Here is a 13900-nt window from a genome sequence, read left to right as displayed (position 1 = left end):
GCACTTGGCGGATAGAATCGCCCAAAGAGAGCGATCGGTCGTATTTCCATCACGATTCCCATGTGGCCGAATTACCGTGTCGGATGTTCATGAACGATGAGCGATCGCACGGTATAGGGCGGAAATGCGCAATATCCCTGCCGAAATTGTTAACTATATGAAATCATCCGGCGATGCCGAGGTAGCGAAATCCGAGGCGACGGAGGGTGTCAATCTGGAACGCTTCCTCAAAGCTTTCTTCGATCAGGTGCCGGCGATCCTGTATATCAAGGACGATGCCGGCCGCTATGTGAAGATCAATCCGCATTGCGAGGCGACGTTCCAGGTAACGGACAGCCAGGCACGCGGCACGACCGACCATGATCATTTTCCAGCGGAATTCGCTGAAGTCTTCCGCCGGAACGATCAGCTCGTCCTGGAGACCGGTGGCTTCCACACGTTCGAGGAAATAGCCGTCGTCGACGGCGTGGAGCATGCCTTTCTCGCACGCAAGTTCCGTGTCAGCGACGACCGCAACGGCAAGCACTACGTCTGCGGCATCTCGACCGACATATCGTCGTTCAAGCGCTCCGAACAGGAACTGGCGGCCGCCAAGTTCGAGGCGGAACGGGCAAGCCGGGCGAAGTCCCAGTTCCTCGCCGCCATCAGCCACGACATGCGTCAGCCGATCCAGGCGGCCAGCCTGTTCCTGGGCGTCCTCGACGGCAGGATCGGCGACCCCAAGGCACGCGAGGTCCTGGAGCGCGTCAAGACCTCGATCGACAGCGTCCATGGCATGCTGGGCGACCTGCTCGACCTGTCCCGGCTGGATGCGGCACTGATCAAGCCGGCTCCCAAGCCGATCCAGCTGAAGCCGATGCTGGAGCGCCTCCACGCCGAGTTCGCCCCCCAGGCGGAGTTGAAGCGGCTGTCGCTCCGGACCGTGCCGACGAACGCCACCGTCGCCACAGATCCCGAACTGCTCGACCGCATCCTCCGCAACCTTCTCGCCAACGCGGTGTCCTACACCGCCAGGGGCGGTATCCTGCTGGGATGCCGGCGAGCCGGCGACAGCGTCAGGATCGTCGTCGCCGACACCGGTCCGGGCATCCCCGACTCGCACCAGCAGCATATCTTCGAGGAATTCTATCAGGTCGGCAACGCGGAGCGAGACCGCAGCCGGGGCTTCGGGCTCGGGCTCGCGATCGTCCGACGGATCGCCGACATGCTGGAACACCCGGTAGCGGTACGTTCCCAGCTTGGCAGAGGGTCGGCGTTCTCGGTCAGGGTGCCGCTGGCCGCCACCGCTCCGCGCGTATCCGATAGCGGCACCGAGGCGCCCTCCTCCTCCCGGAACGACCGCACGAACAGCCGGCCCGTCCTCCTGGTCGAGGACGACCCGGCTGTGCTGAGCGCCATGGTGATGCTGCTGGAGGAATGGGGACTGTCGGTCGTGACGGCGGGCTCGATCGAGGAGCTGGAGACCTGCATCCGCGAACAGACCGTTCCGCCGTCGCTGATCATCGCCGATTACCGGCTGCCGGGCGAGACCACTGGCACCGATGCGGTCGCCCTCGCGCGCTCCATGGTCACCGCCGACCTGCCCGGCATCATCCTGACCGGAGACACCGATCCCGCCCGCCTGAGGGAAGCACACGCCAACCACACCCGCCTGCTTCACAAGCCGATCCAGGCCCATCAGCTACAGCAGGTCATCGCGAAAATCCTGGACGGCGCCGTCGAAGAAGCGATGACGAAGCAGCAGGACGGCGCTAAAACGTGAAGTTGGGGAAAAGCGCCTGACCGGCTTCCGCGACACCCGCCAGAATCGCCGCAGAAACGAAAACCGTAGCGATGCTGATGCCGAACCCTGCCATCAGCATGACGCCGTCCCGCTCCGCCAGCCCCAGCGAAATCACGCAGAGCGCTATCGCAGGAAACCATCCCAGCAGGGGAATCGGCGTCATCAGGACGATGCACAACGCGACGCACAGCGTGCCGATCAGCCGCTCTCCCAGCGGACTTGTCATCCAAAGCATGCGCGGACGCAGCACGCCTTCCAGCCGGCGCAGACGCGGAATCAGCTTGTCCAGCATCCGTGCAGCCTGTTCCCGGCTGACGCTGCCCCGCAGCAGTTTCCTCGGCAGCCAGACCGTCTGCCTGCCCAGCATCAGCTGGATGGATAGCAGCACGAGCGGAATATCGAAGACGATCGCCATGCCGATCGGCAGCGGAAGCAGCGTCGGCAGCGACATCGCCAGCATGAAGCCGCCGAACGCGCGGTGCCTGAACACGTCGACCAGATCGGCGAGACTGACCCTGTCCTGCGGAAGATTGTCGCGAAGTTCAGTCAGAAGATCGGTGATCCGGCGACCGTCCTCGACTTCATGGGAGTCGACGACGGCGGTCATGAAAGCACAACCATGAAAAACGGTTTATCCGCGATCGTTTCAGGAAAGACGATTTCGTACACTACGGTACGGCCGTACATTTGGGCCGGAAGGCGAAATCCGCAACGGTACATACATGTCCGTCGTACCGCCGCACAATAGACCGATCCAAACTTCGCCGCTACCCCTTCAGGAGGAGATGACCTTGCCGCAGCCAGATTACGCGATGGCGCTTCCCGTGCCCGATCCGGAAACGCTCGACGAAGATCTCAAGGCGTACTTCGCAAAATGCCAGGAAAAGCTGGGACTGGTCCCGAACGTACTCCGGTCGTACAGCGCACGCCCCGAAAAGCTTCGAACTTTCATCAAGCTTTACAACGAGTTGATGCTGGGCGACAGCGGCCTCGACAAGCTCGAACGCGAGATGATCGCCGTCGTCGTATCTTCCGCCAACCGCTGCTACTACTGCCTGGTCGCACACGGACAGGCCGTACGCCGACTATCGGGCGACCCTCAGCTGGGCGAGATTCTGGTCATGAACTACCGCGTTGCCCATCTCTTGTCACGGCACCGGGCCATGCTGGACTTCGCCTGGAAGCTGACGGTGACGCCTAACCTCATCGGCGAGGAAGACCGCCAGGCCTTGCGGGCGGAGGGTTTTTCCGACGCCGACATCTTCGACATCGCCGATGTGGCGGGCTTCTACAACATGTCCAACCGCGTGGCATCGGCAGTTGATATGATTCCAAACCCCGAGTACCACCAGATGGACAGATAGCCCCCTGCGCCTCGTCAGGGGAAATTTCGGTCGGCATCTGGTCCAAGGTCGGATTTTTCGGGAGAAACCATGTTCCGCTTCTTCGTGCGCCTCTTCGCGCTGGTCGGATTTGTCGTCGTGCTGGTGGCGGCCGGCGGCGGCTACTATGCGTGGAGGCTTTGGGAACAGCGGGAGCCGATGCCCGAATCCATCGTCCTGGACCTCAACCTGGATCAGCCCCTGGAGGAACACGGAGCCGGCGGCAAGCTGTCCGACACCCTGTTCAGTCGGGGCGACACCCTGCGCGACATCGTCGATGCGCTGGACCGCGGCCGCACCGACCCGCGCGTCAAGGGCGTCGTCGCCCGGATCGGCGGCGACCGGTTCGGCACCGGGAAGTCGCAGGAGCTTCGGGCGGCCATCCAGCGTTTCCGCGCCAGCGGCCGCTTTGCCTTCGCCTTTTCCGAAAGCTTCGGCGAACTGGGACCGGGCGACCGTTCCTACTACGTCGCCAGCGCCTTCGACCGCATCTGGCTTCAGCCGGTCGGCCTCGTCGGTTTGACGGGCCTCGGCGCCTCGGTGCCCTTCGCGCGCGGCGCTCTCGACGAGCTCGGCGTCCAGCCGGAACTGCGCCACCGCGAGGAATACAAGAGCTTCATGAACACCTTCACGGAACGCGGCTTCACCGAGCCGCACCGGGAGATGATGGAAGCGCTGCTCGGCGACCTTCAGGAACAGCTCGTCTCGGGCATCGCGCAGGGCCGCAGCATCGATCCGGCGGCACTCCGCCAGCTGATCGACCGCGGCCCTTTCCTGGACCGCGAAGCGCTGGACGCTAAGCTGATCGATCGGATCGGATACTACGACGAGGTCACCGATGCTGCGCGGGAACGCGGCGGCGCCAATTCCGAACTGCTGGAGACCGCCGATTACCTGGATGCCGCCGGACCGCCTCACCGCACGGGACCGACCATCGCCGTGATCTACGGCACCGGATCGATCCAGCGCGGGTCCAACGGCGTCGATCCGCTGATGGGCGGCACCTCGATGGGATCGGACGACATCGCCGACGCCTTCGCCGAAGCCGCCGAGGATCCAGACGTCCGCGCCATCCTGTTCCGCATCGACAGCGGCGGCGGCTCCGCCGTCGCGTCGGAATCGATCCGGCGCGCGCTCGTCAAGGCGAAGCTGTCAGGCAAGCCGGTCGTCGTCTCTATGGGCGAGGCGGCAGCGTCCGGCGGCTACTGGATCGCGATGAACGCCGACAAGATCGTAGCGCATCCCGGAACCCTGACCGGGTCCGTCGGTGTCGTGGCCGGCAAGATGGTGACGGCGGACTTGTGGAACCGCTTCGGCATCGAATGGGGTCAGATCACCCGGGGACAGAACGCCGGCATGTGGTCGTCGCTCAGCCCCTACAGCGAAAGCGAATCGAAGCGCCTGGACACCATCCTGGACGACATCTACGGCGCCTTCGTCCGCAACATCGCCGAAGCCCGCAAGCTGCCGGCGGCAAGCGTCCGCGACATCGCCAAGGGCCGCGTCTGGACCGGCTCGCAGGCCAAGGCACTGGGCTTGGTCGACGAGTTGGGCGACATGGATACCGCCCTCGGCTTCGCGCGCGAGGCCGCCGGCCTGCCCCGCGACGCCGACGTCACCCTGGAACCCTTCCCCAAGCCCGAGCCGCAGTGGTTGCAGGCGCTCGACCTGATCACTGGACGGTCGGAAGCGCGGAGCGTTTCCGCCGTATTGACGGAGATCCACCCGTTGCTGCGCGACCTCGGCGCACTGGTCCGCGATCCCTCGCGGGACACCCTGAAGATGCCGCCGACTGGGCTGGTCCGCTAACCGGCCGAGACCGGCCGGAGCCGGCACAGGAACGTCGGCTCGGGCGGTCGGACGCTGGACTCGACGGTCGCGCACGACCCGTCGTCGATCGCGAACCCGAAGGCGCGGAAAGCGTCCTCGGCCCCCTGCCCGCGCCGGTCGCGGCGGAACATCGCCAGCACCGGCCCGTGATGTCCCGCCACGACTGCGGCGGCCTGCCGGGTGAACGGATCGTCGGCGCGATAGACATAATCGAAGCCGTCGAGGCGGAGAAAGCGGTTGCTCGGGTCGAATGCCGGGATGAAATGGGCATCGGCGCTGCGCCCCGCCATCAGGATCACGCCGTTCCGCAAGTCCCGGTAGGCAGCCGGCACCTCCGCCCCGACGAACGGATCGTCGCCCCAGTCCTTGCGGGCGAAGTCCGCCTTCTGCGTCGTCGCCACCAGCAGCAGGCAGCACGCGGCGGTCGCGACCGTGCCGAAACGCACGCCGGCCAGGGCCACCAGCATGATGCAGAGCAGCAGCGGGACCAGCATTTCCAACGATACGGCGTAGCGGTAGATCGAAAACAGCACCAGCCAGCCGGCATAGCCGGCTAAGGCGGCCCACAGCACCATCCGGGCATCGCCACAGCCGGCAAGCCGGCGCTCCGCCCTGCTCCGCCTGCCCATCAGGCGCGCGCCGGCGATGACGGCCGCCAGACACACCGCCATGGCGAAAGCCGCCAGCAGGCGGAAATCCCGCCACGGCGCTTCCGAGATCCGGTCGACGTCGAAGCTGAACACCGCCGGGTAGACCAGATACTCCCACAGGCCGACCGGCAGGTAGCGCAGGTCGCGGCCGTCGCCCGCCCCGGCGAAGGGCGATGCGAACAGCCGGTTGAAGAATGGGAAGAACGGGTTGCCGTACTCGGCGTACATCCGCGCCATCCAGAAGCCTGCCGTGGTCAACAGCCCCGCCCCCGCCCCCGCTCCCGCGAAGACGCAGGCCAGCACCCGGTCACGCACGGGTCCCGGCAGTGCCAGCGGAGCCGCCACGATGGCGGCGACGAACGGCGCCAGGGTCAGTTTCAGCCCCAGTCCCAGCCCCACGCACAAGCCGGCCGCCGCCGCCCGCCACGGCGTAACGCCGTCCCCGCGCCGCAGCAGGACCAGCAGCGCTCCCAGGAAGAACAGGCTGGCGATCAGGTCATGGTGCCACGATCCCAGCGTCCCCATGGCCGCGGCGGAGCCGAACCCGCTGACCGCCAGAAACGCCGGCAGCAGGTTGGACGCCGGGGCTGTTCCGCCGCCGCTCCCGTCCCTGCCCCAGCGATCCAGCACGCGGCGGGCGCACAGGAACAGCAGGATGACGTTGACGCCATGGATTGCCCCCAGACCGAAACCCACCACCCTCGCGGGAAGCGCCTCCACCGCCGCATAGAAGGCGACATCCAGGACGGGGTTCAGGAAGGTGTGGAAGACAGCCGGCAGGATGTCGAAACCCAGCCTGTCGTTCAGGAAAGCGTAGCCGTTGTAATAGTGGTAGTGCAGCAGGTCCCAGGCCATGCTCTTGCCCATATGGAGCGACAGGAGCCCGGCCAGCACGGGGCTGATCCAGATGAAGACGGGGATGGCGCGGTTGATCTGGCGAATAAGCTCGCCACCTCGGGCGGCTTCACCCGTAGTTGTCTCAGCGGTCATCGTTCACACTTCTCTTCAGCGGGCCATTACCTTTAGCGAGATTGCCCGCTTCCCTCGGAAAGTGCGGCATCGGGCATCGGTTCGCCTTCCTTCAGGTCGATGATCCGGTAGTACTGCCCGGCAGGTGTCGTTCCTTCTTCGACGACCTCGATCGCCTCGGACAGCGGCTTGCCATGGTATTCGCCCGACCCGAGCGAGAATGTCAGCCACTGCAGGCACACCTGCATGTCCCTGTCGGTACAAAGCAGACGCTCGTCCGCATTGCCGTCGAGACGAGACAGGATCTGCGGCCGCATTTCCTCCGCCCGCAGCGTCATGCCGTAGATGTCTTCCCGTCCCGAAAGCCTGATCGCCTCGAAGACGGCGGGCCAGACCTTCCAGTAGTCGCCGAGGATCAGGTGGATGTCCCGGTCCAGGGCGACCCGCGCGTAGTATTCGGAACTCTGCGCCGCACCCCCCGGCTCCGTCGCGATGAAACTGCATTGATCCGATGGCGGAAACGCTATCGGCCAGCTCGTCCGGAACAGGACCAGGGCCGCCATCAGCAGGACCGGAGGCGCCAGCGCCATGCCGATACGGCGCTCGCCGTCGACCAGGGTCTCGACGATGACGACGGCAAACAGGCAGGTGACAAGGACCAGGATAAGGCCGAAGTACCGGACATGGCTGATGTTCAGGATCACCCACTCGATGTTCGGCACCAGCATCATGTAGATCAGGCAGGCGACCGACAAGGCGATGGACCGCACCGCGATCGGGGCGACCACGGGATCGCCGCCGCTCCGCGCCGCGCGATGACGCATCTGCGTGACGATCAGTCCACCGACGAACAGAAAAGCCAGCAGCCCCAGCGCCGTGCCGTCGACCTCGGCCATGATCCGGTTCCAGGCCGTGGACAGGTTGGCCGGATCGAAGATTATGTTGTCGTACTCACGTCCGCCGATCCAGTTGGACAGTTTTTTGGAAACCATGTAACCGCCCAGGCTCATGGCAAGCAGCAGGACGTTCTGGATCGACGGGGCGAACAGGATCAGCAGCCCGAACAGCGGCGCCGCGACGATGATCAGCGATGCGTTGACCAGCATCGCCAGAACCACCAGCACCGACCCCAGGACCACGCAGGCCAGCGGCCATGCGATCCCTCGGCCACCGAGGCGCGACGTCAGCAGCATGGCCCCGGTCATCAGGGCCAGCGACAGGCCATAGGGCTGTCCGTCGGTCCAGAGGATGCGGATCAGGTCGAACTGGAAGATCGTCAGCAGAGCCGCCAGGGCGGCGGCGAAGCACAGCAGCAATGACGCCTTCGGCCGCAACAGAACGATGACGAACAGCGGGTAGGCCGCCGCCAACGAAGCCCGCAGCCAGACCTGGACCTGCTGGTTGGTGCTGATATCGTCGATCCAGGCGGTCACCACCGGCAGCAGGTTCATGTACCTGTTCTGGCCCCAGTAGAACAGTGTCAGCTTCTGCTGGGCCATGATCGACAAGATGACGGAATCCGCGTCATGGGCATTGCAGAACCGCAGCGACCATGTCAGCACCGTACCCGTCAACAGGCACAAGGCGATGACCGTCAGCCAATGCTGATAACTCTTGTCGGCCAACCATTGGGCGCCACCTGGGTCCTCCGCCAGATTGGGGGAGATTAAATGAGCCCAGAATTGTCGCATACAAAGAACTCCGCGGCACCAAACATCAAAGTTGTCGCAAATCAATTCAATGTCGCTTGCCAGAATGCGCCAATGAAACATTGCGATGTATTACTTCAACCCAATGTTTACTGCCCCGGAACAGCTGCGTCGCTATGACCTTTAGCGTGCGTTCCGGCTTTTTGTCTCTAACCCTGTCGGGCACCGCCGATCACAAATTCCCGATTGCCTTCCGGACCCAGAATAGGGCTTTCGACGATTCCGATGACGCTCCAGTCCGGCAGGCTGCCGAGCCAGCCCGAGACGGTTTCGCAGACTTCCCGGTGCAGTTCCGGGTCGCGAACCACGCCTCCCTTGCCCACCCGGCCCTTGCCGACCTCGAACTGCGGCTTGATGAGGGCGACCAGATGGCCCCCCGGCCGCGTCAGCATCAGGGGAGCGGGCAGAACGGTCATCAGGCTGATGAAGCTGGCGTCGCAAACCACCAGATCGACCGGTTCGGGGATTTCCGCAGCGGTCAGATGGCGCGCATTGGTTCTTTCCAGAACAACGACGCGCGGGTCCTGCCGCAGTTTCCACGCCAGCTGCCCATGTCCGACATCGACCGCGTAGACCTTGGCGGCGCCCCTCGACAGCAAAACGTCGGTGAAGCCGCCGGTCGAAGCCCCGACGTCCAGGCAGACTAGCCCCTCCGGATCTATCCCGAAGCGGTCCAGGCCCTCCGCCAGCTTCAGCCCGCCGCGCGATACCCACGGATGGTCCTGTCCCTTCAGGGCCAGCGGCGCATCCTCGGCCAGCAGCTGGCCGGCCTTGTCGATCCTCAGCGTGTCCGAATAGACCAGCCCCGCCATGATGAGCGCCTGCGCCTTGGCTCGGCTTTCGACGAGGCCTCGCTCGACAAGGAGCGTATCGGCACGGGAACGGCTCATGACAGGTGGTTTCCTTGAGCGGCCATTACCTGCCGCCGGCAGCTCAGGCCACCAGCGTCTTGAAGTAGTCTATCGTCCGCTCGAGACCCTGGCGCAACGGAATGGTCGGCTGCCAGTCCAGCAGCTCGCGCGCCTTCGTGATATCCGGACGCCGTTGCAAGGGATCGTCCTGCGGCAAGGGCATCTGCACGATCTCCGACCGCGACCCGGTCATCTCGATCACGATCTCGGCCAGCTGACGGATCGTGAACTCTCCCGGGTTGCCGATGTTGACCGGTCCGGTCACCGTATCCGGCGCATCCATCAGCTTGATGAAGCCTTCGATCAGGTCGTCCACGTAGCAGAACGACCGAGTCTGGCTGCCGTCTCCATAGATCGTGATCGGCTTGTCCTGGAGCGCCTGGACGATGAAGTTGGAGACGACGCGGCCATCCTGCGGATTCATCCGGGGACCGTAGGTGTTGAAGATTCGCACCACGCGGATGTTGACGCCGTATTGCCGGTGATAATCGAAGAAAAGCGTTTCGGCACAACGCTTGCCCTCGTCGTAGCAGGCGCGCGGACCGATCGGGTTGACGTTGCCCCAGTAGCTTTCCTGCTGCGGGTGGACCGCCGGATCGCCGTAGACTTCCGATGTCGAGGCCTGGAAGATCTTGGCTTTCACCCGCTTCGCCAGCCCCAGCACGTTGATAGCACCATGGACGCTGGTCTTGACCGTCTGCACCGGATCGAACTGATAGTGGATCGGAGAAGCGGGACAGGCCAGATTGAATATCTCATCCACTTCCAGGTAAAGCGGGAAGCAGATATCGTGCCGAATGACCTCGAAACGAGGATTGGCCAGCAGATGAAGGATGTTGTCGCGGGCGCCGGTGAAATAATTGTCTACGCAAATGACTTCGTCACCTCGCGAAAGCAGCCTCTCGCACAGGTGCGATCCCAGAAACCCAGCCCCACCTGTTACCAGAACGCGCTTGCGTGTGCTCATGTTTGTCATAATTCAAATTTTCTCTTGGCGAGGGGTTTCTTGGCGAAAGGTTTCTGGACGAAAGGCCGGAGCGCTCAAGGCACATACATCATAAAGATGCGGCGTGTCCACTCAAGGACATCGGGGCGGCCGGAGATACTGGTGCTCCTCCGGAACCCGCCCCGCCCGTCTCAGCGGCCGCGCACTGTGAGCCGGGGATTGCGGTCGAACACGAAGAACTGCCGGGCCGCATAATTCCACACGAAGGCCGATCCGGTACCGCAGATCTTGGCGATCATCAGCCCCATGCCCAGCGCTTCGATGCTGGCCGACGTGACGATGAAATTGATCAGCAAGCCGAAGCCGCTGACCAGATAGACCAGCATGAACTCCTCGCCCGTGGACCTCCCGGAAGACCGGAAGATCAGCTTGGACGACAAATACCAGTTGTTGAAGGTCGCCACGATAAAAGCGATGAAGATGGCGACGGCATAATGGAGGTCGAGGAACGTCACCGCCCCAAAGAATACCGCCCACTCGATCAGCGCGCTCAGTCCGCCGACGAACAGGTACCCGACCGCACCCGGAAGGTAACGGAGGATCTGCGAGACGCCATTCGTCATCTTATGATCCGCACTTACGCTGTTTTGAAAACGGAATATTTGATGATCGCGTAGATCGCCCTGAATCCATCCTTCAGGCCGATCTTCTTACCCTCGTCGTAAGTCCGCCCGTAATATGAAATGCCGACCTCGTAGAAAACGGCATGCTTCCTAGCCAGCTTCGCCGTGATTTCCGGCTCGAAGCCGAAGCGGTCCTCTTCGATCGTCACCGACTTTATGATCTCGCGCCGGAACACCTTGTAGCAGGTCTCCATATCCGTGAGATTGATGTTGGTGAAACAGTTCGAGGCGAATGTCAGGAAACGGTTCGCCAGCATGTGCCAGAAATAGACGACGCGATGGGCGCCGCCGCCGACGAAGCGCGACCCATAGACGACATCGGCGCCACGGTTGAGGATCGGATCGATCAGTGCCGGGTATTCCTGCGGATCGTATTCAAGGTCGGCGTCCTGGATCAGGACGATGTCGCCGGTCGCATGAGCGAACCCGGTGCGCAACGCAGCGCCTTTGCCCTGATTCTTTTCGTGATAGACGATCTTCTCGACCAGCGGTGCGATTTCCGACTTCAGCAGTTCGCGGGTGCCGTCGCGCGAGCAGTCATCGACGATGATGATTTCGATCTGACGGACATCCGCGGCGCGGACACGATCGACAATGGTCCGGATGGTATGCAATTCGTTGTAGCAAGGAATCACGACAGAAAGCGTGAAATTATCTTTATCGATCATGAGGTCTGCACACCACTTATCGGGATCGTCATTTTGATCTTTACCGGAATGGTTAGATTCTGCTTGCCTGACAGGCCCGCAACTCAGCAAACCAATCCTTCGCGAAGCGCGTCTGGAGCGTAGATCTCGGAGTTATGGTGCGGCATGAGTTGGACGTTGGTTAAGGGCCGGTTAAACAGGGCCTCTTTACTCGGGAATGCTGTTCCTGTCAGCCGAATTATGTGTGGCATAGGCCATTAAATCAAAGTGAGGCGATCATGACACGTTCAGCAACATAGGGTTTCAAACATCCACGACTTTCAAGCAATTTTGTTGCTTCGCCTGCTTAGTGCCCAACCGGCCGCAACACGCCTCGAAGTTCTCTCGAGCCATGCTGCGCCTACCGGAAAACCTGTCCTCAAGCCCGCGCGACGCCTTGACCGATGGCGTCGACACCCAGCGCCTTCAGCGCTGTCCCCACGATGTGCCGTGCGGCGAGACCCGCCTCGTCGTACTGCTTCGCTGGGCTGTCATGGTCCAGAAAACGGTCCGGCAACACCATCGGCCGGATCTTCAGTCCCTGGTCGAGCAGGCCGGCGCTCGCCAGGAAGTGCAGGACGAAGCTGCCGAAACCGCCGACCGAGCCTTCCTCGATCGTGATGACCACCTCATGGCTGGTGGCGACGCGTCGGATAAGGTCCTCATCCAGCGGTTTGGCGAACCGGGCATCGACTACGGTGGTTGACAGCCCGTGCGCCGCAAGGTCCTGGGCGGCGGTGATGCACTCCTGAAGGCGGGCGCCGAAGTTCAGCAAGGCGACCTTGGTGCCTTCCTGGACGATCCTGCCCTTGCCGATCTCCAGCACCCGGCCCCGCTCCGGCATGTCGCGGCCGACGCCTTCGCCGCGCGGATAGCGGAACGCGCTGGGACGGTCGTCGATCGCCGCCGCCGTCGCCACCATGTCCATCAGCTCGACCTCGTCGGAGGCCGCCATCAGGACCATGTTGGGCAGGCAGCCCAGATAGGCCACGTCGAAGGAGCCGGCATGGGTGGCGCCGTCGGCGCCGACCAGACCCGCCCGGTCGATCGCGAAGCGGACGGGCAGCGACTGGAGCGCCACGTCGTGGACGACCTGATCGTAGCCGCGCTGAAGGAAGGTCGAGTAGATCGCGGCGAACGGCTTGAAGCCCTCCGTCGCCAGACCGGCGCAGAAGGTCACCGCGTGCTGCTCCGCGATCCCGACGTCGAAGATCCGGCGCGGGAAGCGCTTGGCGAAGACGTCCAGACCGGTACCCGACGGCATCGCCGCCGTAACAGCGATGATCTTGTCGTCGGCCTCGGCCTCCTTGACCAGGGCTTCGGCGAAGACCCGCGTATAGGTCGGCGCGTTCGACTTGGCCTTGGCCTGGGCGCCCGTCACCACGTCGAACTTGGATACGGCGTGCAGCTTGTCGGCGGAAGCCTCCGCCGGGGCGAAGCCCTTGCCCTTCTGGGTCACGACATGGACCAGCACCGGTCCGCTGTCCTCGCTGTCGCGCAGGTTCTGCAAGACCGGCAGCAGGTGGTCCAGGTTGTGGCCGTCGATCGGGCCGACGTAGTAGAAGCCCATTTCCTCGAACAGAGTGCCGCCCGTCACCATGCCGCGGGCGTATTCCTCCGCCCGCCGGGCCGCCTGCTTCAGCGGACGCGGGAACTTGTCGGCGATGTCCTTCGCCAGATGGCGCAGGCTCAGATAAGGCTTGGACGAGATCAGCCGCGACAGGTAGGCGCTCATGGCACCGACCGGCGGAGCGATCGACATGTCGTTGTCGTTCAGGATGACGATCAGCCGGCTGTCGTCGTCGCTGCCGGCGTTGTTCATGGCCTCATAAGCCATGCCGGCGCTCATGGCGCCGTCGCCGATCACGCAGATCGTATGGTTGCTCCTGCCGGCCAGCTTGTGCGCCACGGCCATGCCGTAGCCCGCCGAGATCGAGGTCGAGCTGTGGGCGGTGCCGAACGGATCGTATTCGCTCTCCGACCGCTTGGTGAAGCCGGACAAACCGGCGCCCTGGCGGAGCGTGCGGATGCGGTCGCGGCGTCCGGTCAGGATCTTGTGGGGGTATGCCTGATGGCCGACATCCCAGATCAGGCGGTCGGCCGGGGTATCGAAGACATAGTGAAGCGCCACCGTCAACTCGACCACGCCCAACCCGGCGCCCAGATGACCGCCGGTCACGGAGACCGCGTCGATCGTCTCGATGCGCAATTCATCCGCCAACTGCCGGAGCTGGTCGGGTTTCAGCTTCCGGACCTGGGCCGGAACCATGCAGCGGTCGAGCAACGGAGTTTTACTGGTAGCGGTCAATACGACCTCCTCTGGTCAGACGCGCCGCTCAAGTTGACGCCTG

The 13900-nt window shown here is 63.5% G+C and carries 11 protein-coding genes; 3 read left to right on the top strand and 8 right to left on the bottom strand.

Annotated features, from left to right (window positions below):
* The first annotated feature begins 157 nt into the window (after positions 1 to 157).
* Entirely contained in the window at positions 158 to 1762 is a 1605-nt protein-coding gene (locus N826_RS03485; RefSeq protein WP_052830802.1) for a PAS domain-containing hybrid sensor histidine kinase/response regulator, read from the top strand.
* Here N826_RS03485 and N826_RS03480 read toward each other — a convergent pair.
* Complete coding sequence (locus N826_RS03480) at positions 1752 to 2390, bottom strand: exopolysaccharide biosynthesis protein (RefSeq protein ID WP_044426011.1); 639 nt, start codon at positions 2388 to 2390, stop codon at positions 1752 to 1754. The genes N826_RS03485 and N826_RS03480 overlap by 11 nt on opposite strands.
* 184 nt (positions 2391 to 2574) lie before the next feature.
* Between N826_RS03480 and N826_RS03475 the strand changes: the two genes are divergently transcribed.
* Together N826_RS03475 and sppA are read left to right on the top strand one after the other, a co-directional pair.
* Positions 2575 to 3147, top strand: coding sequence for a peroxidase-related enzyme (locus N826_RS03475; RefSeq protein WP_044426323.1), 573 nt, complete (start codon positions 2575 to 2577; stop codon positions 3145 to 3147).
* A 69-nt stretch (positions 3148 to 3216) separates the two neighbouring features.
* Positions 3217 to 4974 carry a signal peptide peptidase SppA gene (gene sppA, locus N826_RS03470; RefSeq protein ID WP_044426010.1) on the top strand — a complete coding sequence of 586 codons (1758 nt, stop codon included), beginning with the start codon at positions 3217 to 3219 and terminating at the stop codon, positions 4972 to 4974.
* Here sppA and N826_RS03465 read toward each other — a convergent pair.
* From N826_RS03465 to dxs, 7 genes are all read right to left on the bottom strand, one after another.
* On the bottom strand, positions 4971 to 6635 hold the full coding sequence (locus N826_RS03465) for a hypothetical protein (RefSeq protein ID WP_052830801.1): 1665 nt from the start codon (positions 6633 to 6635) through the stop codon (positions 4971 to 4973). The genes sppA and N826_RS03465 overlap by 4 nt on opposite strands.
* A 32-nt stretch (positions 6636 to 6667) precedes the next feature.
* Positions 6668 to 8239: a hypothetical protein gene (locus N826_RS03460; protein ID WP_044426009.1), complete on the bottom strand. Its 1572-nt coding sequence runs from the start codon at positions 8237 to 8239 to the stop codon at positions 6668 to 6670.
* A 233-nt stretch (positions 8240 to 8472) separates the two neighbouring features.
* Positions 8473 to 9213 (bottom strand): TlyA family RNA methyltransferase, encoded by a 741-nt coding sequence (locus tag N826_RS03455; RefSeq protein WP_044426008.1) that lies wholly within the window; start codon positions 9211 to 9213, stop codon positions 8473 to 8475.
* 43 nt (positions 9214 to 9256) lie between these two features.
* Complete coding sequence (locus N826_RS03450; RefSeq protein WP_044426007.1) at positions 9257 to 10201, bottom strand: UDP-glucuronic acid decarboxylase family protein; 945 nt, start codon at positions 10199 to 10201, stop codon at positions 9257 to 9259.
* A gap of 170 nt (positions 10202 to 10371) precedes the next feature.
* Positions 10372 to 10803 carry a GtrA family protein gene (locus tag N826_RS03445; RefSeq protein ID WP_044426006.1) on the bottom strand — a complete coding sequence of 144 codons (432 nt, stop codon included), beginning with the start codon at positions 10801 to 10803 and terminating at the stop codon, positions 10372 to 10374.
* 14 nt (positions 10804 to 10817) lie between these two features.
* Positions 10818 to 11531: a glycosyltransferase family 2 protein gene (locus N826_RS03440; RefSeq protein ID WP_044426005.1), complete on the bottom strand. Its 714-nt coding sequence runs from the start codon at positions 11529 to 11531 to the stop codon at positions 10818 to 10820.
* Positions 11532 to 11928: 397 nt separating this feature from the next.
* A complete protein-coding gene (dxs, locus tag N826_RS03435; RefSeq protein ID WP_044426004.1) occupies positions 11929 to 13857 on the bottom strand; it encodes a 1-deoxy-D-xylulose-5-phosphate synthase in 1929 nt (642 codons plus the stop codon).
* Between the last annotated feature and the right edge of the window lie 43 nt (positions 13858 to 13900).

Source organism: Skermanella aerolata KACC 11604, from assembly GCF_000936425.1.
In the GTDB taxonomy this organism is placed as follows: Bacteria; Pseudomonadota; Alphaproteobacteria; order Azospirillales; family Azospirillaceae; genus Skermanella; species Skermanella aerolata.
Note: the sequence above shows the minus strand (reverse complement) of the source record. Positions and strands in the feature narration are given on the sequence as shown.

Bases quoted from the DNA above. Each gene is read 5' to 3' on its own strand.
- N826_RS03485 (WP_052830802.1), top strand. From the start codon at position 158: ATGAAATCATCCGGCGATGCCGAGGTAGCGAAATCCGAGGCGACGGAG.
- N826_RS03445 (WP_044426006.1), bottom strand. From the start codon at position 10,803: ATGACGAATGGCGTCTCGCAGATCCTCCGTTACCTTCCGGGTGCGGTC.
- N826_RS03455 (WP_044426008.1), bottom strand. From the start codon at position 9,213: ATGAGCCGTTCCCGTGCCGATACGCTCCTTGTCGAGCGAGGCCTCGTC.
- N826_RS03465 (WP_052830801.1), bottom strand. From the start codon at position 6,635: ATGACCGCTGAGACAACTACGGGTGAAGCCGCCCGAGGTGGCGAGCTT.
- N826_RS03480 (WP_044426011.1), bottom strand. From the start codon at position 2,390: ATGACCGCCGTCGTCGACTCCCATGAAGTCGAGGACGGTCGCCGGATC.
- N826_RS03450 (WP_044426007.1), bottom strand. From the start codon at position 10,201: ATGAGCACACGCAAGCGCGTTCTGGTAACAGGTGGGGCTGGGTTTCTG.
- N826_RS03440 (WP_044426005.1), bottom strand. From the start codon at position 11,531: ATGATCGATAAAGATAATTTCACGCTTTCTGTCGTGATTCCTTGCTAC.
- sppA (WP_044426010.1), top strand. From the start codon at position 3,217: ATGTTCCGCTTCTTCGTGCGCCTCTTCGCGCTGGTCGGATTTGTCGTC.